Source organism: Bacillus sp. S/N-304-OC-R1, from assembly GCF_019749375.1.
GTDB lineage: Bacteria > Bacillota > Bacilli > Bacillales > Cytobacillaceae > Cytobacillus.
Genome location: NZ_JACWFE010000004.1, coordinates 97,002 through 123,114, shown reverse-complemented (window position 1 = coordinate 123,114; position 26,113 = coordinate 97,002). Strand labels below are relative to the sequence as shown.

Here is a 26,113-nt window from a genome sequence, read left to right as displayed (position 1 = left end):
GATCAATTGTCATAAGTCTGTTACAAAATAAGGAGAAGATAGAATATTTTATTACCCTGCTTATAGCTGTATTCCTACCTAAAAAGAAGGATTGTTTTGCAATTCTATCCAATATTCTGTCTGTTCTAGCAATCCTGCTAATTGAAAAAGAAGATCTTCTTTACCCTTTGCAGCCATTATTTGTACTCCAACCGGTAATCCATCCTCTGTCATATGAAGCGGAACCGACATCGCTGGTTGTCCTGTTAGATTTGCCAGCTGGGTATAAGGAGTTCTCATTAAATTTTTCTGTGCAAGCTGATCAACAATGCCAGCTTTCTTCAATAGATTTCCCATTTTTAATTTCCCAATTATATTGATCAGCATTTTTTCTGTTTGGGAAGGATCAAGCTCGCCAATTTTTGCAGGTGGAAATGCTGTTGTCGGTGTAATATAAAAGTCATAAGTCTCATGGAATTCTTCCATTTTAAAAGCTGCTTTATCCCATTCCTTTAGACTTAGCACAAATTCCTCCGCAGAGGTAGCTTTTCCTAGGAGCCCTAATAGCCAAGTTGTTTGTTCTACATCACTAGAATTGGCTTTTCGGCCGAGCACTTCTTCTAATGAGGCTATTAATGCTGCGGTTTCACCGAAATACATCGTTAAATAGCTGTTAGTGATTTTGTTTCCGTCCACTGGTGCATCTGCTTCTTCTATTCTATAACCCAATGATTCTAGGATTTTAACTGTTTTCAAAACGGCTTCCTTACATTCATGATGCACCTCTGTTCCAATTGGAGACGAGATAGAAAATGCGAATGTAACATCATTTTTTAAAGGTGTGCTTGCTGCTGTCAGATAGCTTCCTTGATATGGCGGTGCATGAAAAGCTGCTGTTTTTTCCATAATTGATAGTTCATCTAGCATGGCTGCACTGTCACGTACAGATTTTGTTAGTACATGATCAACTGAAGCTCCCTGCCAGCTTCTCCCATGCTTTGGACCAACAGGTGTCCTACCCCTAGTCGGCTTTAACCCAAATAAACCGCAGTATGCAGCAGGGATTCTTATTGAACCTCCTCCATCATTGGCACCTGCAATCGGCACCATTCCTGATGCAACTGCCACAGCTGATCCGCCGCTCGATCCTCCTGGCGTAAAGTTAACATTCCAAGGATTTTTAGCAGCCCCATAGTATTTAGGTTCCGTAACTGCTACTAAACCAAATTCAGGTACATTCGTATATCCTAATAGAAGTGCGCCTGTGCGTCTTAATTGGCTTACGTATATAGAATCTGCTTTCGCCCGGTAACGAGAAAATCCTTTCGAACCGAGAGTAAGCGGCTCCCCTTCAGCTTCTTGTGCAATATCTTTTATCAGCATAGGCACACCAGCAAATGTTCCTTTCAATTCGGATTCTGCAGACTTAAGTGCTTTATCATACATTTTATGAATGACAGCATTAAGCTTTGGATTTTTCAATTCAATAGACTTAATTGCTGCCTCTGCGAGCTCTTTCGGATGCACTTCCTTTTTCGCAACTAATTCAGCAAGTCCCAAACCGTCATAATTCTGATAATTAATCATTATCGCTTCCTCACCCCTCTTAACTGTTCCTTTTCCAAAAACCATTTATTTCCACTATTATTTATATTGTAATAATGTCCAATTTAGCTCTGCAATACTAATAAAAAAACATCCAGGCTACGTAATAGACTCTGGATGTTTGAGTTATAAATGAATTAAAGCAGACTATATTAATATTTCAAAATACAACAATTTTATTGAAACCTACTTTTCATTTTTTCTGACTAATGCTTTTTGCAGAACGACCAATTCTTCTGCCAATTCTTCTATTCGTTTTAAAATTTCTTCGTCACGAATTTCATTCTGCTCATTGAAATGCGAATTATTCAAATACACATAACTAGGGGCAACATATGACCGATAATACCCTGCTATTGGTTTTATTTGATTTTCAATCACAAGGTAATGCTGATAGGTTCCCCCGTTTGCTGCGAATCCCATTACTTTATGCCTAAATACAGATGGAGGCAGCAAATCAAATATATTTTTTAGCGGGGCTGGAATGGATGCATTGAAAATGGGAAAACCAATGACATAGAAATCAGCCTCAATTACTCTCTTCATGATCTTCTTCGTATCTTCATTATATAAATCTGGATTTCTGCCATCACAAAATTCCATATGATATTTTCTTAAATCAAGCAATTCTGTTTCAATTTCCGGATATCTGTCTTTGATTTCTTTAAGAACTGTATCTACTAAAACAGCGGTTTTTGAACCAATAATCGTACCAGAAATCCCTAAAATCTTCATTAATATTTAAACTCCTTTCCCGTGTATTTCCTCGAAATCCACCATCTATTGTAAGTGTACGTGTTCTAACAATATGTTATGCACTGCGATAAAAAGATCACATGTATAAAAAGATCCAATTATTAAAACAATAAGGGAAAAAGTAAGTGGAGGTGATGAATAATATGGGGCTTATGAAATCATTCAATGACTGGAGAGCTGCAAGGTATGAAAATCATGTTTCGCAAATGAAAGAGATGAACAAATGTCCTGATTGCTATGGAAGAGGCTTTATGCCTTACCCAGCAAATGAATTTGCGTTCTATGGCAATTTACTTGATTGTCCTGGCTGCAATGGAAGCGGAGCATATGAAGATTGGACTGAACTCGAATAATTTAACCAGGGAGCATTCATCTATTTCTAGACATGCCCCCTGCCTCTATTTACTTATTCATCAGCTTCCTCGCCCGCTCTACTTCTTTGGATTGGCAATGTATTCCAAAAACTAGTATCTGCACTTTCAATAGAACCATCGGCTATAGCTCTTACGGTCGCGTTTAATGTCGTAATCGTTTGCTTAATTAGGTAGCCATTACTCTTTTGCCCAATCGCATAAGATTCAATGTAATGATCCGACATTCCGCGCATTTCAAATAATAACGTAGAAATATTATAATCAGCTGCGATTCCATTTCGGCCTATATTATTAGTTGATCCACCATCATATTTTCCAAGATGGCCCCAGCCAGTCGGCTCAATAGTATGATAGACGACCGAACCTAGTTTCTTAGATCCCTCTAATACTTCAGGCTTTACATTAGGCGTTGTCGGATAAAGAATAGATCCAGAAACAAGCTGCCCTTCCGTTTCACTTAATGTACCTTGATGATGTAAATCAATCATGTAATCAATTTTATACTTTTGTAAAACATTTTCATGCAATGCTCTAGCCTCTGGCTCCATTTTGCTTAACGCTTTATCATGTTCACAGTTCAAATCTACATAGTTTGCATTATAGCGTGTTAAATGGCGATCTCCATCAGCTAAATAGTTATCTAAGGAGAAGTTAACATCCCCCATTGCTCCATCAGCATTTAGCATCGGAATGATGAGAACGTTTACATTTTCAAGAATACCTTTTGTTTTGCCAGTTCCTAAATGTTTAATAAATTCAAGAGCTCCTTCTGTAGTAAGCTGTTCATTTCCGTGCTGCTGAGTTAGGAATAAAATCGTTGGATTATTCATTGCAACTTGCTAAATTTTTTAATAAGGAAGATAGGATATAAGCATTAAGATCTCGAAGTATGAATCAATAATTTTTGTCGAATACTGTGGAATTCACCATTCCTTAGTATGATAAAAAGTTTTACCCCCATTATTTTTTACATAATAAGTAGTTAAACTTTCAATATTTTTCAGCAAGGGAAGATCAAAATATTTTTCTGCTCAGATTGAAGTTCATACATTAATTACTAAATAGTGGCCATAATATGGAGAGATTACACGCAAAGGTGGCTGTAATAACTCTGGTTCAGGCGCTGGATAGTCTGCCTATTAATCTCTAACTAAAAATTTTTCTAGTAACACATGTAAGTCCTTAGACATCTAAATAGTTTTGTGGTATTATTTAGATGTCTAAATAATACATTGCAGTTTTTAACAACAAGGAGGAAATCAGAATGGGAAGATTAGATAATAAAGTAGCAATTGTGACTGGTGGGGCTTCAGGTATCGGCGAATATATGGTAGATCTTTTTAGCAAAGAAGGCGCAACTGTTATTGCAGCTGATATCAATCAAGAAGCATTAGAAAGAGCAAGCCAAAAAGAAAATGTCCATGGCTTAAAGTTAGATGTTTCTAATGAAGAAGATTGGAAGCAATTATTACAAGACGTAAAAGAGCGTTTCGGCCGTATCGATATTCTAGTAAATAATGCTGGTATTTCTTCTGAAAAGCCAATGAAAGACGTTACTATGGATGACTGGCAAAAACTATCTGCTATTAACGGCTTTGGAACATTCCTTGGCTTAAAACATGTATTCCCTTACATGGAAGAGCAAAAGTCAGGTGCTATTGTAAATATTTCTTCTTATACAGCTCAAATTGGTATGGGTGTAAATCCTTATGCAGCATCTAAAGGATCTGTTCGCGCTATTTCTAAAGCGGCTGCCGTTCAATTTGGCCGTTCTGGCATTCGTGTAAATACTTTATTCCCAGGTGTTATTGAAACACCGATGACAAAAGGATTGCAATCTTCTCAAGCAGCAGTTGAGCAGCTTATTGCAATGACTCCACTTAAACGTTTAGGACAACCAGCTGATATTGCAAACGCTGCTCTATTCCTTGTATCTGATGAAGCTTCTTATATTTCCGGAGCTGAATTAACGATAGACGGCGGTTATTCTGCTCAGTAATATTTTTACTCGCTCGTTTAAACATTTAAAAGCCTCTCTCTTATTAGAAGAGGCTTTTCTTATTATATGATATGATTAATTTTGAAAGGAGCGGAAATATGGAAAATCAGACAATATTTGAACTTATTCATATCATGGAAAAAGCAACTAATAATATGATAATTAAATGGAATCAAATGTTTAATGAGAATATTGGCATTTCCCATGTATTAGTCCTCAGTCATCTCAAAGAGCATGGCAAAAGCCGCCCATCAGACATTGCGGACCGATTAGGCTTTGCTCCCCCATCCATTACACATTTATCAGAAAAATTAATTAAACAAAAACTGGCAATCCGATTAAGAGATGAAAAGGACAAACGAATCCTTTACTTAGACATTACGGATGAGGGAAAAAAAATATTAAAAAAAGCACATGAAGAAGGCGTCACGCTGCGAAAACAGCTTTTTGAACGTTTAACCGAAGAGGAGCGCCAACAGCTTCTTGCCATCTATATAAAATTAAATGAAGGCTGGTAACAGCTTTCATTGCTTTTTCCTTTTTATTGGACAACTTTACACTGAATTTCCCTTTTCTTGTCCGATAATCTCTTTTATTGGACAGCTTTCACCGGTTTTCCGCTTTTCCTGTCCGATAAACTCTTTTATTGGACAGGTTCTATCGGTTTTCCATTTTTCCTGTCCGATAAACTCTTTTATTGGACAGCTTCTACCGGTTTCCGCTTTTCCTGTCCGATAAACTCTTTTATTGGACAGGTTCTATCGGTTTTCCATTTTTCTTGTCCGATAAACTCTTTTATTGGACAGATTTCACCTGCTTTCCCTTTTCTTGTCCGATAAACTCTTTTATTGGACAGCTTCTACCGGTTTCCGCTTTTCCTGTCCGATAAACTCTTTTATTGGACAGGTTCTATCGGTTTTCCATTTTTCTTGTCCGATAAACTCTTTTATTGGACAGATTTCACCTGTTTTCCACTTTTCTTGTCCGATAAACTCTTTTATTGGACAGCTTTCACCGGTTTTCCACTTTTCTTGTCCGATAAACTCTTTATTGGACAGCTTTCACCGGTTTTCCATTTTTCTTGTCCAATATCTTCCTTTATCTCTCTAGCTTTCCCGTATTATTCACCAAATAGACTCTCTACAATTTTTCCATTTCTCCCTGTAGTTGTTTCGGCCTGGGATAGTGAATTCATAATGGCTTCCTCGGCAGCTTCTGCAGCGGCTGCAAAGATTGTATTAAAAATCGGCTGATCTTCTCGAATATGCTTCGCGATTTCAAAGTTTTCTTGAGAAAAATGGGATACTCTATTGGCTGTTGAAAAAGCAATGACGATATCTCCACTCCCATGGCTAAAATGACTACCTGATCTTCCAAGACCAATACCGCAGCGTTTCGCTACTCTTTGCAGCTGCCGATCACTTAGAGGAATATCTGTTGCTAAAATGATTATAATCGATCCATCAGCTGGCTTAGTCACACTTTCCTTTTCCGATTGAAGATCAGGGTATTTATTAAAAGGAAATTCTTCTCTCGAGCCAAAGTTTGATAAAACGAGACAGCCCACTATGTAATCTTTGTTTTCATTTTCATCAGCGATAATCCTCGATGAACTTCCGATACCTCCTTTATAGCCAAAACAAACCATTCCCTTACCTGCTCCAACCGCACCTTCCTCAGCTTGATCTGTTGTCGCATTCGTGATCGCTTCAATCGCATGTTTAGAATGAACAGGAAATTTTCGAATTGAATTTAGAACTCCATCATTACATTCACCGACTACAATATTTATCGTCCCGGTTGTATCTCCTATTTCCGGATTCATCTCCAGCATGTATTCTAATGTACCTTGAGTTACAGCAGGAACTCCAAACGTATTTGTCAGCATAATTGGCGATTCAATGATCCCAAGTTCATTTACTTGAACGAGACCGGTTGATTTTCCAAAGCCATTTATTACATAACTAGCAGCAACAACCTTATCAGTAAATAAGTTGCCGCCATGTGGAAGGATGGCTGTAACACCTGTACATGCATAGTCTTCCCCTTCTAATGGATAATCCAGTGTGACATGACCAACCTTTACACCTTCCACATCCGTAATGCAATTTTTCTTTCCTGGTTTTAATGAACCTATTTTATATCCGCGTTCTCTTATCTTTTTGCCCATATATCCTCCAAAGTCTTCTCATTTTTTCTATCATCATAACAAATGGCAAAGGAAGCTGTCATACTTTCCATCTCATTTTATTGCTAGTCTTATTAAACTATTTTATGATAGTAAATACGAATAAACATTTTCTAATAATCTATTAATTCTTTCTATAAAGGAGAATGATAATGCCTTCTTTTGTTCATGAACGCAATGGTATTTTTCCCTCTGTCTGCCCGCTGGATTGTCCAGATCAATGTGGACTGCTACTACATAAAGAGGATGGGAAAATTGTAAAGGTTGAAGGAGATCCAAATCACCCTGTCACAAAAGGAAATATTTGCAATAAGGTTCGGAATATGACAGCACGTATAAACGACGAACAGCGATTGAAATATCCATTAAAGCGAATTGGCCGAAAAGGCGAAGGAAAATTTGAAAGAATAGGCTGGGATGAAGCGATCCAAACGATCACTTCCCGCTGGAAGGAACTTATTGCATCAGATGGTCCTGAAAGCATTATGCCATATAGCTTTTATGGCAATATGGGCAATTTAACAGCAGAAAGCATGGATCGCCGTTTCTTCCATCGTCTTGGCGCTACCCAGCTTGACCGCACAATTTGTCAGGCTGCTGGAACTGCTGGTTATAAGTACACAATGGGTGGAAGCTTTGGCATTGACCCGGAAGATACTGTTCACTCTAAACTAATCATCTTTTGGGGTGTGAATGCGGTAAGCACAAACATGCATCAGGTGGCACTTGCACAAAAAGCTCGAAAAAATGGTGCGAAAATCGTCGTCATTGATGTCCATAAAAATCAAACTGGCCGTCTTGCTGATTGGTTTATTCCCATTTTACCTGGTACAGATACAGCGCTTGCTCTTGGAATCATGCATATTTTGTTTGCTGATAATTTAATCGATGAAGCCTTTTTACATGAATTCACTGTCGGTCATCAAGAACTGCGCGAGCATGTTTTGCAATACGATCCAGCAACGGTTTCTGCCATAACAGGTGTTTCGGTCGACGATATTTATCAGCTTGCTAGAATGTATGGCAGCACATCTCCTTCCTATATCCGAATCGGAAATGGGCTGCAGCACCATGATAATGGCGGTATGGCTATTCGGACCATCGCCTGCCTCCCTGCTTTAACAGGTCAATGGCTAAAAAAAGGCGGCGGTGTGATTAAAGGAAATTCAGGTTATTTAGCTCATAACGATGTTAAACTGCAGCAACCTGATTTACTTGAAAAGAAGAACACTCGTGTTATTAATATGAATTTGCTCGGACAAGCCCTGCTTGAATTAGATCCGCCGATAAAATCAATGTTTGTATATAGCTGTAATCCTGCAGTTGTAGCACCAGAAGGCAATAAAGTGCGAAAAGGGCTTGAGCGTGACGACTTATTTATGGTTGTCCATGATCTATTTATGACAGAAACAGCCAAATACGCGGATATTGTTTTGCCTGCGACATCCTCTTTTGAAAATACGGATTTTTATAGCTCCTATTGGCATCACTATATGCAAATTCAGCAGCCGGTTATTGAGGCATATGGAGAAGCAAAATCCAATGTGGAGGTTTTCCGCCTGCTAGCTGAAGGAATGGGCTTTGATGAACCAGCCTTTAAAGAAACTGAGGAAGAAATGATCGCACAAGCGCTAGATAATCCAAATAATCCTTATTTGTCAGGCATCACTTATGAACGCTTAGTAGAAAATCAATATGTAAAAGCGGATATTCGACCATTATTTCCTGGTAAGCTTCCTACACCAAGCGGAAAAATTGAGCTCTACTCAGAAAGAATGACAGCGGATGGATTTCCTGCTTTACCGACATATATTCCAATTGTCGAAGATAGTGAATTGCCATTTTTATTCGTGCCGGCACCAAATCATAATTTCTTAAACTCGACATTCTCTAACAATGAGAAGCATGTGTCACTAGAGAAAGAAGCAAAAATTCATATGAATGAAGCAGATGCTCTTCAATTAAATATTGAGGATGGAGAAATGGTGCGTGTGTGGAATCACCGCGGCGAGTGCGTTTTGAAAGCTGTTATTGGAGAAAATGTCCTTCCAGGAGTGGTTGTTACTCAAGGACTATGGGCAGATGCTAAAGGCAAGAAGCAGCATGTTAACTCATTAACTCCAGATCGTCTATCCGATATGGGCGGCGGCGCAACATTCTTTTCCGGCCGGGTTGGGGTAGAAAAAATTCAATACTCATAAGAAGAGCGCAAGCGCCTTGATCACCCCCGACAAGCACAAGACGAGCCTCTCGGAAAGGTGTTCTTTACCTTTCTGGGAGGAACGGCTTGTGACCTCGAGGGGGTAGGCGCTGGAGCTAGACATTTCTCAGACTCGAAAGTTATTCTTTCTCTTTTTTTGAAAAATGGGTGCCATTCATACAATGAAGGCACCCATTCATTTTCAATTATTTTTCCTCAGCAGATGGCAATCCATCTTCTCCACGTTTTTTCTTATTAATATTATGGATAATAAATGTTCCGATAAAGGCTAAAATTAAAATCGCGAAAAATATTAAATGATGAAGCTCGAACCCAAAGACACTAGCAAACATTTTTGCTGAAATAATTGCAATTAGGATAAATGCGGTGTTTTCAAGTTCAGGTACTTTCTCAATAAGAACAAGAAAGACTTTGGCTACAGTTCGCATCATTAATATTCCAAGCATCCCGCCAATTAATAATATCCAAACTTCTTCAGATACGGCAAAAGCAGCTAAAATACTGTCTGCTGAAAACGCTAAGTCCATTATTTCTACTGAAATAACGGTTGCCCAAAACACTCCAAATGTGCGGGTTAACCAGCTTTCCTTTTTCATGCCGCTCGCTTCTTCATCTTCCTCACCAAGCCAGAAATGCTTGATGACAATCCACGCTAAATACGCCGCACCAAGTACTTTGATCCACCAAAACTTGATTAACAGCATCCCCAGACCGATAAAGATAAAACGGAAAAAATACGCTCCGAACAACCCATATGTTAATGCTTTCTTTTGCTGTTTCTTTGGAAGATGCTTAACCATTACTGCTAAAACTAAAGCATTATCCGCGGATAATAATCCTTCCAAAATAACTAATGATCCAATATACCCCCATGAAACTGGGTCAGACAAAACTTTGATCCACATTTCCCAATCGAAAAACGAAGCATACGTATCTAATAGGTGATTAAGAATTTGCACAATAAAAGACTCCTTTAACGTAATAAAAATCTATTTTATTCTGAGTAAAATCAATATCAAATTAATTAACCGTATCACACTTCTTTCTTAAGATGCCAAACCAATAAATTCATTATGCCCTATCGAAAGAAAAGAGTAAAACTCCGTATAAATTATTATAATGAAATATTAATTTATAGGCTAGTTTCAAGTAATAGGTCAAACTTAATAAAAGGTTAAAAATATAATCTATATAAAGAAAGCAATAAAAAAAGATGAGGCACACCCTCATCTTCTAACTGTTCTTTACTTCCATTATTCTTTTATCAACTATCCGCTTTTCTTTCCTGTTAATACTTCCAAGTGGAACTTTTTTAAGAATAGGTTTTATGCGGATGACGTCCTGAATTTTTCCAATTAGTTTAGTACTAAGTTCTTCCTCAGTCTCTATTAATAATTCAAATTCATCTTGGCCATGGACTTTTGTGACGATCCCTTGAAATGTATCGTAGCCGGCTTCTGATAAAACAAGTGTAAGTTGTCTTTCTCTCACAAACATTCCTTTTACTTTAACGCCATCACTTACCCTTCCAAGAATACCAGCTATTCGTTCTCCTTCATATCCTTCTACCCATCTGGACAGGTCTCCAGTGCCAAATCGAATGAGAGGGTAACTTTTGTCCAACAAGGTGACGACTATTTCTCCTTCACTTGAAACAACTGCTTCACCTGTTAGCGGATCACAAATTTGAACAATCGCGGAATTTGTGACCTTTAAGCCCGGTCCTGCCTTGTCCTCATAGGCAATACATCCGCAATCAGCTGTTCCATACCCTTCATATATCAATATTCCGTTTTCCTCACACCTTCTTTTCATATCGGCTGTAACCATTTCTGCTGTAAAAAAGACTTTATTTATGACAATCTCTTTTCCTATAGTCCAGCCTTTTTCCTCGATTGCATCTAAGAGAATTGAGAAAAAGCTTGGAGTTCCAGTATAACCCGTCACTTGCAAATCCTTCATGACTTGAATTTGAAGCTCTCTATTCCCCGTTCCTGCCGGAATGACAGCAGCACCTAATCTTCTAAGCGCGGAGTCAAACATAAATCCTGCTGGTGAAAGATGGTAGGAAAATGTATTTTGGACAATATCCCCTTTTCCAAAACCGGCAACTGCTAAAGCTTCAGAAAATCTCCAAAAATCACCCTCATGAGTTTGCGGATCATAAATCGGACCTGGAGACATAAATATTCTCGCCATTTCAGCTGCCTCTATCGTTGCAAATTTGCCAAATGGGAGATTTCTTGCTTGCAGCTCTGGCAATTGATCCTTTTTTAAGACAGGGATTTTATCAAGATCGTGGACTGTTTGAATATCATTTGGTGTAAGTCCAGATTCTGCCATGACTGCTTTGAAGCCTGCTGCATGATCATAGGCATATTGAATAACTGCCTTTAATGCATCCATTACAGCCACCTCTTTCTTCTTTTGTAGGACTTAATATTTTTATAGTTCTTTCTGCCCTTGTCGCTCATTCCTAAATAAAATTCGCGTACATCCTGATTAGCTAGTAATCTATCAACAGTTCCGTCCATCACAATGCGCCCGTTTTCCATAATATAGCCGTAATCAGCAATAGACAGCGCCACATTTGCATTTTGCTCAACTACTAAAATAGTCGTTCCCTCTTCTTCATTAATTTTCTTAATGATAGCGAAAATCTCTTTCACAAGAAGTGGGGCCAGTCCAAGGGATGGTTCATCTAATAGCAAAACCTTAGGCTTTGCCATAATTCCCCTGCCGATGGCAAGCATTTGCTGCTCACCGCCTGACAAATAACCTGCCTGCCGACTTTTAAGCATTTCAAGCTTCGGAAAATAGTGATAAACTTTTTGAATATCATTCTTAATATTTTTCCGGTCTTTCCGTGTATGAGCCCCAGCAATTAAATTTTCCTCTACTGTTAAATGTTCAAACACTCGGCGTCCTTCCATACACTGAAAGATTCCTTTTTTTACGATCGCTTCAGCGTCGCTGACATCGATTCTTTCTCCATAAAGTTCAATGAATCCGTCAGTCACTTCTCCATTCTCACTTTTCAGAAGTCCTGATATTGCCTTTAGGGTCGTTGTTTTTCCCGCACCATTACTCCCTAACAAGGCTACAATTTTTCCTTTTGGAACGACCATTGACATTCCTTTTAGGACGAGAATGACTCGGTCGTACATGACCTCTACATTATTAATCGTTAACATAGTATCCTCCTCAAAAGAAGCAAAAGTTTCAGTTAAAGTATGCATTTTCAAAAAGAGGGCGTCTTGTAAACGCCCTCCGCTTCTTTAATAGCCAATATAATCGGTAAATACGACAAATTTCCCATTTTCTACTTTTGCTAATCTAACTTGATTTGTTCCAGCATGATTATCTGGAGCAAATGAAACCGGTGCAGCTAAACCTCCTAAATCAAGGTTTGATAATTTTTCTAGCCCGCCTCTGATTCCTTCGCCAGTTGTTGGATCTTCAGCAAGCTTCATTCCTTCAACCATGATTTTGGCCGATACCCATCCCTGGATAAACTTTTGGTTCTTATCCTCTAACTTTTCACCCTTGCTCTCTAGGAATTCTTTAATTTCTGCTATTCCCTCAAGATCCTCATATGGAAATGCATGTGTAACTACTCCAATAAACCCTTCAGCCGCATCACCAGCTATTGGCAGAAGTCCTTCACCCGTTGCCCAGTTTAGTCCGATAAACTGTGTATTCAGCCCAAGCTTTTTAGCATCCTTTAAAATCGTTGCTGTAGCGCCCCAAGTTTGCTGAATGATGGCGTAGTCAGGATTTTTCTTTTCCATATTTAATAATTGAGACGTGGCATCCAGTGCTTGCAGTTCTACAATTTGCTCATCAACAACTTCAATTCCTATTTCCTTAGCAAAGTTCTTCGCATCCTCAATTGGTGATTTTCCAAATGCTGAATCATTATAAATTAAGGCAACAGTTGGTGTGCCGCCGCTATGATTGTCTTTAATCCACTTCAGAACAGATCTTGCCTGGTCAGAATATGATGCTGCAGCTAAGAAGTTATATGGGCTTTCCTTAATGTTTTTCAAGTTTTCAGAATAAGAGGCCGAAATATATGGCAATTTATCAGCTGCTACTTGCTGGCGAAGTGCCTCTGTATCACCTGTCCCCCAGCCCAAAACGGCAGCTACCTTGTCTTTTGATTTTAGTTTTTGATAAAGCTTCTGAGCTTCAGGAATCTTATATGCATAATCGTCACCGATCAGCTCAAGCTTATAGCCTTGGACATCTCCCTTTTTTGCGAAGAATTCAAAAAAAGCTTTTTCCCCTTCTGCATATGGTGTGCCTACGTCACCAGTACCGCCAGTAATATCAAATAATCCACCGATTTTAATAGTGCCCTTTGAACTTCCAGAGCTCTTCTCTCCACTAGAACATGCAGATAGCAAAGCAAGCATTAAAACTAATAGAACGGTCAATACTTTCTTCATTTTCTTCCCCCTCTTTTGTATTTTAATTTTATTAAAAATTCGGAATATTAATCGCTGAATACTTCCGATTTTTCAATCAGTCTAATATGAAAATGGCCATAATCTAAAATAGTCTTTAATGTTTTTCCATATTTTTGCGAGTCCCTGAGGTTCATAAATTAAGAACAGGATAATGACAAGACCAAAAACCACTTCCTTTAATCCATGCAGCACATTGGATATTTCAGGAAATACACCACTTAATAGCTCAACTCCTGAACGGAGGACAACAGGTAAAAGTGTAATAAAGACAGCACCATAAATAGATCCGAACACACTTCCTAATCCTCCAACAAGGATAATCGCCAAATACTCAATGGATACAGTAAAACTATAAAGCTCAGGGCTGACAACCATTGTATAATGACCAAGTAAAGCACCAGCAACTCCTACAAAGAAAGAGCTGACAATAAATGCTAGAACTTTATATTTAAATAAATCAATTCCCATTACTTCCGCTGCAATATCCCGATCTCTAACAGCTATAAACGCTCTCCCCACTCTTGACCGGAAGAGATTTAATGAAAACATCGCTGTAATAAGGAGGACGCCAAACATTAAATAGTAATAACTAGTCTCACTATTAAAAACAAAACTGCCAACCGCTGGTCTCGATAGAACCATTCCAGCTGTACCACCGGTTAGTGAATCCCATCTAGAAATCACAAATAGGATTATCACCTGAGCTGCCAAAGTGGCAATGGCTAAATAAAGTCCTTTTAATCGAAGAGATGGCAGACCGAATATTCCTCCAACAATGGCCGTAATGATTCCAGCAGTTGGCATAGCGATCCAGAAGCTTAATCCGAGCTTTGCTGTTAATATAGCGGAAGTATATCCGCCAACACCTAGAAATGCTCCAACCCCAATAGAGATTTGACCTGTAAATCCTGTTAGGATATTCAGCCCTATCGCACCGATCGCAGCAATTCCGCACAAGGTGGCAAGCCCCACGACATAATCCGAAGCAAACAGCGGAAATATGGCTAGAAGAGCAAGCATGATCAAAACACGTACTCGTACACGGGCGATTTTCCATATGGCCATATCTTGTTTGTAATTCACATAAAATTCGCCGCACCCCATTACAAATGGATTCCTCATCCGGTTACACCCTTTCGATTTCTTTTTTGCCAAATAGACCGTATGGTTTAAACATCAGAATAAAGACTAGGATGACAAATGGCATAACCTCTTTTAAGCCGCCACCAACCAATGGATCTAAATAGCCTCCTGTCATACTTTCAATGACACCGATAATGAGTCCCCCAATTATAGCCCCAGGAATACTGTCTAATCCTCCAAGAATCGCAACTGGCAATACTTTTAATCCGATTGCAGACAGAGAAGCATTAACACCATTTATATTTCCAAGCAGGATACCACCAACAGCTGAAACAACAGCTGCAATCGCCCATGCGACAGCAAAGATAACCTTTACACTGATTCCCATAGACATAGCTGCCTGCTGATCATCTGCAGTAGCGCGCATCGCAATCCCAAGCTTCGAATACTTGAAGAACAGTGTAAAAATGATTAGCATAACAACAACAATCAGGAGAGACCATAAATAAACTGGAGCGACAACAATTTCCCCTAAGCGAACTGGCTGTTCCGAAAAAATTTTCGGAAATACACGCGTTTCATGTCCCCAAATAATATGAACAAATCCTGCTAAAACGCTAGATAATCCAATCGTCGCCATAATCATTGAAATGACAGGCTCACCGATAAACGGCCGCAGCACAATTCTTTCAATGGCAAACCCTAATACAGCACTAAAGATGAGTGCAATCAGTAATGCAGCAATAAACGGAATATTATAAGCAGTAATCAACGTGAGACATACATATGTCCCTATTAATAAAAATTCACCTTGTGCGAAGTTAATCGCATCACTGGATTTATAAATTAGGACAAATCCTAACGCCACTAATGCATATACACTTCCGATGACAATACCCGTGACAAGCATTTGCAAAAAAAATGCCATTAAGCAGCTCCCTCTCCTTCATCCATGAAAATAACGCGAAGTGTTGTATGGATTGTTTGTTCATTTCCATCCCGATAGCGAATTTTTCCTTCGACTTTTATTTGTTCTTTCTTTGTATACATTCCTTCTATTAGAGATTCATATTTTTTAGCAACAAATTGTCTTCGTACCTTTTTCGTCCTTGTCAGCTCTTCATCATCCGCATCAAGCTCCTTATAAAGCAGTACAAACTTTCTAACACGGGCTTTTTCCGGCAACGTTTGATTAATTTCATTTACTTGCTTTTGGATTAGCTCTAGCACCTCTGGCTTCGATGATAAATCAGTATAAGTTGTATAGCTAATTTGGTTTTTCTCTGCCCATCTGCCTACGTTCTCCATATCGATATTAATCATCGCCACAACATAAGGACGATCCTTCCCGATCGCTACAGCTTCCTGGATATAAGAACTGAACTTCAATTTATTTTCGATAAATTGCGGTGAATACATCTCTCCTGAATGCAGCCGAATGACATCCTTTATTCGATCAATCACATATAAGTGCCCTTCCTCATCAATCCTGCCGGCATCTCCTGTATGAAGCCAGCCCGCGCGGATTGTATCTGTCGTAGATTCCTCATTTTTGTAGTACCCTTTACAAATACTGGAGCTCTTGATGAGAATTTCTCCTTCCTCTGAAATTTTCACCTCTGTACCAGGAATTGGAATACCTACGCTATCAAATTTAATATCTCCGTCCCGATGAACAATCGAAATTCCAGACACCTCTGTCTGTCCATAAATACTTTTGACGTTTACACCTATACTATGAAAAAATTCAAAGACATCTGGACCAAGCGGTGCACCGCCTGTATAGGCACGTTTCATTTTTAACAGGCCAAAATGATCCCGAATGGCACTAAACATTAAATAATCGGCTATTTTATATTTCATTCTTGTACTAAACGAAATTGGCTTGTTTTCAAAATGAGCTTTTGCTATCTTTTCTCCAATCGGCTTGCACCATTGATACACCTTTCTCTTTAGCCAACCGGCATCTTGTATTTTCACTTGAAATTTTGAAAGCATATCTTCATATATTCTAGGTGGTGAAAACATAACTTGTGGTCCAATTTCTCGCAGGTTTTCTAACACGGTGGAAGGTTCCTCTGGGAAGTTAATGGTCATCCCATTATATAATCCCATCGCCATGGTCATCATTTGTTCCCCAATCCAGGCGAGCGGCAAAAAGGATACATATTCATCCTTTTCTGATAGCGGGTCTATGGCAGAAAGATTTTTTGCCATATCTAAGAGGTTTTTATACGTTAGCATAGTTCCTTTCGGATTTCCGGTTGTTCCCGATGTGTATGAAAAAATCGCAACATCATTTTCATTGCCTTTTAATACTTCCGTTTGGAAAAAGTCAGGTGATAGCTGTCCAAATTCCTTTCCAAGCTCTTGGACATCACTGAAGCTTACTACCGATTTATCCTTATAGTTTCTCATTCCCCGAGGGTCATAATATATCACTTTTTTTACTTTGGGGATTTCAGCTTTTATTTCCAGCACTTTATCGACTTGCTCCTGATCCTCAACAACGACAATGGTAGCATCACAATGATCTAGAATAAAACTGATTTCGTTTGGAAGCGACTCTTGGTATATCCCGACAGAGATTCCTCCTAAACATTGTGCTGCCAGTTCACTCATTACCCATTCCGGGCGATTATCTCCAATAATTGCGAGCTTATCTCCTCTTTGGAGTCCAAGCTTAGCGAGTCCTAAGCTAAGGAACTTTACTTGCTCTAAATATTTCTCATACGTAATTTCATTCCAAATACCAAAATCCTTTTCTCTTAAGGCTATATTAGCCCCAGATATACTTGCCCACTCTAGTAATAATTTCGGAAATGTCTTGTTCGAGCTGGACATTTATTTATTACCTCCCCTAATCACTACCCAACATATTCTTCACCTAGATAAGCATCGATTACTTGTTGATTATTCTGGATTTCCATTGGTGTTCCATAACCAATCAATTTGCCAAAATCAAGAACAGCTATATGGTCAGAAAGATCCATCACGACACCCATATCATGCTCGATCAAAATGATCGTCGTATTCATTTCCTCATGAATATCCATAATATACCGTGCCATATCCTCCTTTTCCTCGTTATTCATCCCTGCCATCGGTTCATCAAGCAGCAGGATTTCTGGTTCCAAAGCGAGGGCTCGCCCTACTTCGACACGCTTCTGTAAACCATAAGAAAGTCTCCCAACAGGTGTATCACGAATATGTTCAATTTCTAAAAAGTCAATTACATTTTCTACTTTCTCCCGATGCTCTACCTCTTCTCTTTGCGCTTTTCCCCAATATAAACCGCCTGCTAATACACCTGTTTTCATCCTCACATGTCTGCCAAGCATTAGATTATCTAAAACCGATAAATGAGGGAACAATTCAATATTTTGAAATGCCCTTGCAATGCCAAGACTTGCCCGTTTATGCGGTTTATAAGAGGTAATATCTTCCCCTTTAAAGGAAATCAATCCTTCTGCTGGCCGATATAAACCGCTAATACAATTAAGCATACTTGTCTTTCCTGCACCGTTTGGACCGATTAATGAAAATATTTCCCCCTCTTTCACATGGTAAGAAACATTATCCAGTGCTACGACCCCTCCAAATCTTAACGTAATATTTTTTATTTCTAAAATCCCCACGTAGCAATCTCCCCCTAATTCCTGTAAAAAAAGAAGATAATTTCAAAATTTTGAATATTTACTATATTCTACATAAATATTAGGATTCCTTTTTTATATCCATCTTTTTATAAGACTAGGACCTATACCTTAATACTAATGAAATTTAATCCTTTTTATTCGCGACATTTTACGCAAAAAAAAGAGTGTAAAATCAAGATGATTTACACTCTTGCCGAACCATTATTCATGCTTTTTATTTTTCCCTTTAACAAACCGATAAGCAAGGTAGGCGATATAAAGAGGCGCTGCAATATAGATTAAGTATGGGAATTGCCCTTGGGTCCCTTTAATATAAATAATATAAAGGACACATCCTAAAAATACCGTAACAATCGTTCCGTATTTTGGAAGAGGGACCTCTTTAAGACTTGGAATTCGAATTTTACTTACCATTAAAAAACACATTCCTGTAAAAACAACCGTTGTAATAATGTGAGGAATTTTGTCCCCAAAAAGAGTCAGGATCGCTAGTATTCCCCCAGCTGCCGTAATAGGAACGCCAACAAAATAATTTAATGACGTCTTGTTAGAGCTAATATTAAATCTTGCTAATCGATAGGCTCCGAATAACGGGAATAATCCTGCTACAATCAATCCTAATTTACCGAATTGGAAGAAATATGTATAATAAACTAAAAATGATGGCGCTACCCCAAATGTAACGATATCGGCAAGTGAATCCAGCTCTTTCCCTAATTGACTGTCTACATTCAGCATTCTCGCCAGCCGCCCGTCCATGCTGTCGAGCATCATGCCGATTAAAATTAAAATGGCCGCGTTCTTAAACTGGCCGGTCGCAGCAAATCCGATCGATAGAAATCCACAATATAAGTTTCCGAGTGTGACCATATTTGGTATTGCTTTCGTTAATCTCACAAGCTTTTTCTCTCCTAATTGTTTTTTCTTTATCATATGTAAATTCATATTACATAGACAAGAATGAACCAACATATTATTTGTTATTTTGTTTTTAATTATGTGTTTTTACTTTTCAAGAAAGATTATAACACTTTTTTCCTTTATATGACTAAAACCTTTTGATAAAAAATAAAAAAGCATCGGTATGTAGCCCGATGCAAAGAAGCTTAATTAATTCGTTCGATGATTGTTGCGTTTGCCATGCCATGCCCTTCACACATCGTTTGCAAGCCATATCTTCCGCCGGTCCGTTCAAGCTCATGCATCATGGACACCATTAATCTTGCTCCGCTTGCCCCAAGTGGATGACCAAGGGCAATAGCTCCTCCATTTGGATTTAATTTAGCTGGATCTGCTCCAGTCTCCCTCAGCCAAGCTAGAGGAACAGGGGCAAATGCCTCATTTACTTCAAATACATCAATGTCGTGGATGGATAAACCAGCTTTCTTTAAAACCTTTTCAGTTGCAGGGATTGGTCCTGTAAGCATAAGCGTTGGATCTGATCCGACTACCGTCCTTGTTAGAATACTGAATCTTGGCTTTAGTCCAAGTTCTTCCGCTTTTTCTCGTGACATAATTAATAAAGCTGCAGCACCATCACTAATCTGACTAGAGTTTCCTGCATGGATGATCCCATCTTCTTTAAAAACTGTTTTAAGACTTCCAAGAGCATCAACAGATGTTTCTTTCCGCGGTCCAGCATCCTCTGACACCATAATCGTTACCCCGTCTGACATACTAACTTCTACCGGAATTATTTCTTTTGAAAAATAGCCATTAGCTTGTGCGTTTAATGCTTTTTGATGGCTTTCATATGAATATTGATCCAATTCTATACGAGTAAAACCATATTTTTCAGCAATTCTTTCGGCTGATAAACCTTGATGGATGATTTCATGCTTCCTCCTTAGCTTCTCGCTAAATGGAACTCCTTGGTAGCTTGAGCCAATCGGCACTCTAGACATATTTTCAACTCCACCAGCAATCACCACATCCATGTCACCGGCAATTATCGCTTGAGCAGCGAAATGAACAGCCTGTTGACTGGAACCGCATTGACGATCAATGGTTGTCCCTGGAACCTCAATTGGAAAGCCGGCAATTAGAGCAGCTACTCTAGCAATATCACCGCTTTGCTCACCAATCTGTGAAACACAGCCCAAGATTACATCATCAACAATTCCAGGATGGATTCCTGCCCGATCAATTAAACCCTTTAACGCTTCCGCTGCAAGCTCATCCGCTCTAAAATCTTTAAAATACCCGTTTCTCCTTCCAACTGGTGTACGAACTCCTTCAACGATTACTGCTTCACGCATTACAATTTTCCTCCTCACAGTCCGATGTTTTTGGCAATGATCGTTTTCATTATTTCATTTGTTCCTGCATAAATGCTGGCCACTGGGATATCTCGATAACGTCTAGCAATCTCGTATTCTTCCATATATCCATAACCACCATGAAGCTGCATGCACTCTACTGCTATTTTCCTTGCGTTTTCAGTGAGCTTCCACTTGGCCATTGAAACTTTTGTAACCACATCTTTTCCATTCATATGCTCCGTTATTAATTGATCCAGAAAAGTCCTCCCCATTTCAACATCGGTAGCTATTTCTGCAATTTTGAACTGAGTGTTTTGAAACTGACTTATCGAACGGCCAAATGCCTGTCGTGTTTTCACATAGTCGATTGTCATTTTCAGCATTTCTTCGGAGGCAACTTGAGCAGCGATCGCAACAATCAATCGTTCTTGCTGCAATTTTTCCATCATAAATTGAAAGCCTTGCCCTTCCTGCCCAATTAAGTTTTCCTTTGGAACGATACAGTCCTCAAAAATTAATTCTGCTGTGTCCTGACAATGAAGACCAACTTTGTTTAACTTTCTTCCTCTTGTAAATCCCAGAGCTCCCCTTTCTATTGCGAGTAAGCTTATTCCTTTATGAGCTGGAACTGCATCCGGATTTGTTTTGCAGGCTACGATAATGAGGTCAGCATGAATTCCATTCGTAATAAATGTTTTTTGTCCGTTGACAATGTAGTGTTCGCCTTCTAGTTTTGCTGTTGTCTTTATACTTGCTAGATCAGACCCTGTACCAGGTTCAGTCATAGCAATTGCAGTAATAATTTCTCCGGTTGCACAGCGGGGAAGCCATTTTTGTTTTTGACTATCAGTTCCGAAAGAGGATATGTAGGGAATGACAATATCATTGTGCAGTCCAATTCCAATAAGACCAGAGCCTACCCGCTCCAGCTCTTCATTGATAATAACTGAAAATCCCCAATCCACACCGCTTCCGCCATACTTTTCATCTAGATCAGGACATAGAAACCCTTGTTCCCCCATTTTCAGCCAAAACTCACGGGGGATAATTCTGTTTTCCTCCCATTGCTCATAGTAGGGATAGGCTTCTTTTTCGAGAAATTTGCGAAATGATCTGCGAAATATTTCATGTTCCTCATTTAAATACATAGCAGACATAAGGGGCTCCTTTCTACATCTGGTCATTTTTTCTGAACATTTAGTATTCATTTTATTATTTTTTAAAATCTTAATAGGAATCATAAGTGACTAATATTTATTTTCAATTCCAGTCAGTCATTCTCCTTCCTAATATTTAAGTAAAGCTGAATTATTAGCGCTAAAAAAAAGACCCATACAGTTATGGATCTTCCTAGTAAATATTTATGCTAATTCCTTCTCGAGCAGAATGGCCTTTAAAAACATGCGAATTCGATACAATTTAGTCTTTACTGTATTTTGATTTAATTTTAACATGTCAGCTATTTCTCTTTCTTTTAAGCCATAGTCAATTTTCAATAAAAATACGCTTCTTTGATCAGGAGAGAGAGAATTAATGACTTCTTGGATTTGTTCCTGTAGCATGTTGAACTCTACTTCCTGTTCCACGTTTTGATTACTTTCAATATTTGTATTTTCTAAATGGGTTATGGCCGCAAGTTTTTCAGATGTTTTTCGTTCTTTTCGAATAAAGTCTATGGCTGTTCTTGTTGCAATTGATGACAGCCAAGCACCCATTTTATCTTTATCTTGAATAGTATCGATTTTTTGATAGGCCTTAAGAAAGGTTTCCTGAACGACATCTTGGGCAAGGTAATAATCTCTTGTAACACCATATGCTGCATGAAAAACCCGCTTATAATATTGATCAAAAATTTCTTTCATTTCAATACAACCAGTATCCAAATTCATCCCTCTCCCTCACTTTCTATTCAAAGAATTGTTTTACAAATTCAGGAATCCTTGACGCACTAAAGGTCCTAACATCGGTATATCGGTCGTTTTTATAACGTAGGGCAATAATATACTGGCCATTAATATAGCTATGAGAATTTTCCAAAGTCATTTCCAGCTTATCCGGATCGGTCACCTTTAAAGCATTGCCCAGCTCTTCCATCTGTTTTAATACCTCTTCATGAGAGTACCCGCTAAAGTCAATATGAAGCTGATCCTTTGGCGCAATATACGCGAAGTCAATATCTGATGCGGTTAGTCTAGAATTTTCCAATAACCCTTTTTCATCTAGCCATTTTTCAAATTCTTTATAGGATGCGCGCCATTCCATCGAAACGGGTTCATCATTATTCTGAAGCATGAATCTAATAGCTGAATATGAATCCCGATCATCTTCCATTTCTTCATATGTCGCTTTGTTGATTTCGTCTTTTAGAATTGATATGGCTGCCTTAATATCGGAAGGGTCAACAATAGTTGCATGTTTATCTACAGGTCCATATGGCTGAATCGTTATCTTTTCAATCTCGTTTTCTTTCACCTGAAAGATAGGATTTGTTACCCTTTTATACTCTGGTGTCTCATAAATCAGCTTATAAAATTGGGCAAACTTGTTTTTATCAATTTCATAGTTTCTCACAATTTTCTTCCCATTTTTAAGTTCGTAGACAAAAAAGGCGGATTCCCCTTTACGATTTCTTTCTCCTTTATTTGCTACAATTTCCTTATGAAACCTCCTGATGAGCTCAATATTTTCTTTATCTTTAAGAAAATATTTGTTTTCAGCATCCGTATAGCGATAAAAGCTATTGCCGAAATGAACCTTTTCTACTTCATTTGTATAAGGGATATTCTTCTCATAATGAGTAAAGTCAAATTGAAATAAGATAACAAGAAAGGCCATAGCACAAGCATAAATAAGCAGGCCTCGAATATGAATCACAATTCTCCAAGATTTCTGTAAGACCATCTCAGCAATAAAATAACCAACAATCGCACCAAAGAGGTAGCCGGCAATTAGCCAAAATGTCCCGCTTTCCGTTCTCCCAAAATATGTTCCGCCTAATAACATCGCACAAAAGGTTGAGCCATATTTAAAAATGGGCTTCATGAATGGAAAAATAAGTGCCTGAGAAACAGCCTCCAGTTTCCGATGTTTATAAACCCATAAGGAAACAGCATAAAGAATAATAATTAGCAAAATATAAATCAGAATTTCTCCAAAGCCAACATTTTTACCGCTTAATTGGCTAAAAGCGACTAAAGGTGAGAAAGATTCAATATTATTTTGCATGAAATACTGCTCAGGAAAGCCATATAAGTAAAACGGCAAATTATAGCCAAGTAATACAATTAAGCCGATTGGCAGGAGAAGAAAAATATACGTTAACCCGCCTTGGACAACAGATAAGCCCGTTATCATGGCGACAAATACAGCCGCCATATAAACTACTAAATTAAACATAACTGTCATTCCGAGCCAATAAAACACATCATTGATCTTTAAAAATTCATCTAAGTGTAATGGTCCATAAATGATAAAGATGATGAGGGCATTAAGAATTACAGGTGTTATTAAAATTGCAGCCCCTAAAAGAGTATATATGTGATAAATTCTCTCTCTTTTGATTGGCATACTATGAATAAAGTCACTATACGACTTAACATGTAAAAAACGAAATAAGAAAATAGCAAGCAAAACTGGTAAGGCAATCGAAAATATATTCTGAATCTCAGCATTATATTGAAATAAGTTCCGAGCACTTACGAAGTATAGGTTATTTTCCCTTAGTGACTCAGACATTATGATTTCTAAAGGAACGAAAATAAATAAGCCAAGAAAATATAAAATCGATACCCAGCCAACACTTCTAAAAATAGTTTTAACGATTTCTTTATTAACCAAGGATATTTTGGACTGCATATCCAACATCCCCCATTTCATAAATAAAAATTTCTTCTAACGTAAGCGGTAGGATATCAAATATGACTGGATGGTGTTTTCGAATGTTAGCAGTTATCTCTTCTTCATTTCCTTTTACAATAAATAAAGAGACGCTTCCTCGTTTTTCCTTATGGAGAATTTTGGCATACTCCGAGAAAATATGTGGCGTTGGACCATTAAAGGCAACTTGAATTTTATGTGTGTCCGATTTAAGGTCATCCAGTTCTTTTTCAATAATTAATTTTCCTTTATGCATAATGCCAACCGTTTCACATAAATCTTCTACCTCTCTTAAATTATGAGAAGATATTAAGACAGTCATCTCACGTAGGGCTACATCTTCAATGATTAAGCTTTTCACTTTCTTCCTCATTACCGGATCTAGCCCATCCATTGGCTCATCAAGCAGCAACACATCTGGATGATTAGACAATCCCAGGATAAAGGCTGCCTGCCTTTGTAACCCTTTAGAAAATTTATGAACCTTTTTATGTATGTCCATATTAAAAGATTTTACTAGCTCTTCAAATCGATTTTGATCCCATGTTGGATAGATGCTTTCATAAAATTGAGCCATTTGCTTCACTGTATATTGAGGCAGGAAGTATGGAATATCCTGAATAAAAATAATTCTTTGCTTGATACTAGAATTCTCATAAACTGGCATTTCATCGATAGTAATTATCCCGTCATCTTGAACATAGATCCCAGCGATTAATTTTAATAGTGTTGTCTTACCAGCGCCGTTTGAACCTAGTAATCCATATATCGATCCTTTATTAACGGTAATATTCATACTTTCAACAGCTTCAATATCTTCAAATGACTTTTGTACATTTCTAATTTTGATCATTGTTCATTCCTCCCCCCACGGAAGCCTCGACCTCTCTAATGATTTTAAATAAATCATCTGCTGTCATTCCTAAATACATCGCTTCTGAAAGCAGTTTAATCAGCTCTGATTTCACTTTCATTAGCTTTTCAGCATTTGGTGAAGGGCTTGCCGGACTTACAAAACTCCCCTTCCCTTTAATGGAATATATGTACCCTTGAACCTCAAGCTCACGATATGCTTTTTGAATTGTATTCGGATTGATGGTCAGCTGCTGGGCAAGTGTTCTCACTGAAGGTAGCTGTTCATCTGCCTTCAATATTTCTGTTATTATCAGCTCTTTGAGCCGCTCGACGAGTTGTTCGTAAATTGGTTTGCGGCTTCTCACATCCAGTTCAAACATTTTTCATGCCCTCCAATCTGTACTTAGTGTACTACGATACATAGTACAGTTGATACAGTTAGGATTATATTATAAAAAAGTGGAAATGGGAATAGGTTTTTGGAAATTTTTTTTGGAGCATGATGGGAAATGTTTGGATTGGCGGATATAATCCGAATTTGGCGGATATATTGGGAATCCCGCGGATATATCCCGATTCTGGCGGATATATTCCGAATCTCGCGGATATATACCGATTCTAGCGGATATATTCCGAATCTGGCGGATATATTGTGAATTTAGTATAAATTTTTAAGGTTTTTTTAATAGGTTTTATCTTAATTTCTGATTTATTCATAAACTGACTATTTTTTTTACCAAATTGCCCGAAATTTCTTCCGAAGTAGAGTTCCTTATATTTAAATA

The 26,113-nt window shown here is 38.2% G+C and carries 22 protein-coding genes and 1 pseudogene; 4 read left to right on the top strand and 19 right to left on the bottom strand.

The features are described 5' to 3' along the window. Positions 1 to 78: 78 nt before the first annotated feature. Both H0173_RS05705 and H0173_RS05700 read right to left on the bottom strand, forming a co-directional pair. Entirely contained in the window at positions 79 to 1,566 is a 1,488-nt protein-coding gene (locus H0173_RS05705) for an amidase (RefSeq protein ID WP_221845388.1), read from the bottom strand. 204 nt (positions 1,567 to 1,770) lie between these two features. Then, the gene (locus H0173_RS05700) at positions 1,771 to 2,319 is read right to left on the bottom strand and encodes an NADPH-dependent FMN reductase (protein ID WP_221845387.1); all 549 of its coding nucleotides are present in this window, start codon (positions 2,317 to 2,319) and stop codon (positions 1,771 to 1,773) included. 164 nt (positions 2,320 to 2,483) lie between these two features. Here H0173_RS05700 and H0173_RS05695 point away from each other — a divergent pair, with 164 nt between their 5' ends. Further along, positions 2,484 to 2,693 carry a methionine aminopeptidase gene (locus H0173_RS05695; protein WP_221845386.1) on the top strand — a complete coding sequence of 70 codons (210 nt, stop codon included), beginning with the start codon at positions 2,484 to 2,486 and terminating at the stop codon, positions 2,691 to 2,693. 53 nt (positions 2,694 to 2,746) lie between these two features. Here the strand turns inward: H0173_RS05695 and H0173_RS05690 are convergent. After that, positions 2,747 to 3,541: pseudogene (locus H0173_RS05690) on the bottom strand (M14 family zinc carboxypeptidase); the annotation flags it as partial. 437 nt (positions 3,542 to 3,978) lie between these two features. Here H0173_RS05690 and H0173_RS05685 point away from each other — a divergent pair. Continuing rightward, positions 3,979 to 4,713, top strand: a complete 735-nt coding sequence (locus H0173_RS05685) for an SDR family NAD(P)-dependent oxidoreductase (protein ID WP_221845385.1) — start codon at positions 3,979 to 3,981, stop codon at positions 4,711 to 4,713. A 98-nt stretch (positions 4,714 to 4,811) separates the two neighbouring features. Continuing rightward, positions 4,812 to 5,231: a MarR family winged helix-turn-helix transcriptional regulator gene (locus H0173_RS05680; protein WP_221845384.1), complete on the top strand. Its 420-nt coding sequence runs from the start codon at positions 4,812 to 4,814 to the stop codon at positions 5,229 to 5,231. A gap of 602 nt (positions 5,232 to 5,833) precedes the next feature. Here the strand turns inward: H0173_RS05680 and H0173_RS05675 are convergent. Beyond that, a complete protein-coding gene (locus tag H0173_RS05675; protein WP_221845383.1) occupies positions 5,834 to 6,883 on the bottom strand; it encodes a DmpA family aminopeptidase in 1,050 nt (349 codons plus the stop codon). A gap of 170 nt (positions 6,884 to 7,053) precedes the next feature. Between H0173_RS05675 and H0173_RS05670 the strand changes: the two genes are divergently transcribed. After that, positions 7,054 to 9,102 carry a molybdopterin oxidoreductase family protein gene (locus H0173_RS05670; protein WP_221845382.1) on the top strand — a complete coding sequence of 683 codons (2,049 nt, stop codon included), beginning with the start codon at positions 7,054 to 7,056 and terminating at the stop codon, positions 9,100 to 9,102. A gap of 205 nt (positions 9,103 to 9,307) precedes the next feature. On the opposite strand, the gene H0173_RS05665 is transcribed toward H0173_RS05670, so the two are convergent. The 15 genes from H0173_RS05665 to H0173_RS05595 form a co-directional block, all read right to left on the bottom strand. Continuing rightward, positions 9,308 to 10,027: a TerC family protein gene (locus H0173_RS05665; protein ID WP_260631075.1), complete on the bottom strand. Its 720-nt coding sequence runs from the start codon at positions 10,025 to 10,027 to the stop codon at positions 9,308 to 9,310. Positions 10,028 to 10,355: 328 nt separating this feature from the next. After that, complete coding sequence (locus H0173_RS05660; protein WP_221845380.1) at positions 10,356 to 11,528, bottom strand: phenylacetate--CoA ligase family protein; 1,173 nt, start codon at positions 11,526 to 11,528, stop codon at positions 10,356 to 10,358. Beyond that, a complete protein-coding gene (locus tag H0173_RS05655) occupies positions 11,528 to 12,316 on the bottom strand; it encodes an ABC transporter ATP-binding protein (protein ID WP_221845379.1) in 789 nt (262 codons plus the stop codon). The genes H0173_RS05660 and H0173_RS05655 overlap by 1 nt, the downstream gene beginning before the upstream one ends. A gap of 84 nt (positions 12,317 to 12,400) precedes the next feature. Next, positions 12,401 to 13,573, bottom strand: coding sequence for an ABC transporter substrate-binding protein (locus H0173_RS05650; protein ID WP_221845378.1), 1,173 nt, complete (start codon positions 13,571 to 13,573; stop codon positions 12,401 to 12,403). 81 nt (positions 13,574 to 13,654) lie between these two features. Next, positions 13,655 to 14,716, bottom strand: a complete 1,062-nt coding sequence (locus H0173_RS05645) for a branched-chain amino acid ABC transporter permease (RefSeq protein WP_221845377.1) — start codon at positions 14,714 to 14,716, stop codon at positions 13,655 to 13,657. Positions 14,717 to 14,720: 4 nt separating this feature from the next. After that, positions 14,721 to 15,605, bottom strand: a complete 885-nt coding sequence (locus tag H0173_RS05640) for a branched-chain amino acid ABC transporter permease (RefSeq protein ID WP_221845376.1) — start codon at positions 15,603 to 15,605, stop codon at positions 14,721 to 14,723. Beyond that, the gene (locus tag H0173_RS05635) at positions 15,605 to 17,521 is read right to left on the bottom strand and encodes an AMP-binding protein (protein WP_221845375.1); all 1,917 of its coding nucleotides are present in this window, start codon (positions 17,519 to 17,521) and stop codon (positions 15,605 to 15,607) included. Before H0173_RS05635 ends, H0173_RS05640 begins: the two co-directional genes overlap by 1 nt. Positions 17,522 to 17,544: 23 nt before the next feature. Continuing rightward, entirely contained in the window at positions 17,545 to 18,315 is a 771-nt protein-coding gene (locus H0173_RS05630; RefSeq protein ID WP_221845374.1) for an ABC transporter ATP-binding protein, read from the bottom strand. Between the two features lie 222 nt (positions 18,316 to 18,537). Further along, entirely contained in the window at positions 18,538 to 19,233 is a 696-nt protein-coding gene (gene pssA, locus H0173_RS05625; protein ID WP_221845373.1) for a CDP-diacylglycerol--serine O-phosphatidyltransferase, read from the bottom strand. 209 nt (positions 19,234 to 19,442) lie between these two features. Beyond that, a complete protein-coding gene (locus H0173_RS05620; RefSeq protein WP_221845372.1) occupies positions 19,443 to 20,594 on the bottom strand; it encodes a thiolase family protein in 1,152 nt (383 codons plus the stop codon). A gap of 14 nt (positions 20,595 to 20,608) precedes the next feature. Then, positions 20,609 to 21,754: an acyl-CoA dehydrogenase family protein gene (locus tag H0173_RS05615; protein ID WP_221845371.1), complete on the bottom strand. Its 1,146-nt coding sequence runs from the start codon at positions 21,752 to 21,754 to the stop codon at positions 20,609 to 20,611. 204 nt (positions 21,755 to 21,958) lie between these two features. Next, positions 21,959 to 22,486: an RNA polymerase sigma factor gene (locus H0173_RS05610; protein ID WP_221845370.1), complete on the bottom strand. Its 528-nt coding sequence runs from the start codon at positions 22,484 to 22,486 to the stop codon at positions 21,959 to 21,961. A gap of 16 nt (positions 22,487 to 22,502) precedes the next feature. After that, on the bottom strand, positions 22,503 to 24,452 hold the full coding sequence (locus H0173_RS05605; protein ID WP_260631042.1) for a DUF6449 domain-containing protein: 1,950 nt from the start codon (positions 24,450 to 24,452) through the stop codon (positions 22,503 to 22,505). Continuing rightward, positions 24,427 to 25,326 carry an ABC transporter ATP-binding protein gene (locus H0173_RS05600; protein ID WP_221845368.1) on the bottom strand — a complete coding sequence of 300 codons (900 nt, stop codon included), beginning with the start codon at positions 25,324 to 25,326 and terminating at the stop codon, positions 24,427 to 24,429. The genes H0173_RS05605 and H0173_RS05600 overlap by 26 nt, the downstream gene beginning before the upstream one ends. After that, positions 25,313 to 25,708 carry a GntR family transcriptional regulator gene (locus tag H0173_RS05595; RefSeq protein WP_221845367.1) on the bottom strand — a complete coding sequence of 132 codons (396 nt, stop codon included), beginning with the start codon at positions 25,706 to 25,708 and terminating at the stop codon, positions 25,313 to 25,315. Before H0173_RS05595 ends, H0173_RS05600 begins: the two co-directional genes overlap by 14 nt. Between the last annotated feature and the right edge of the window lie 405 nt (positions 25,709 to 26,113).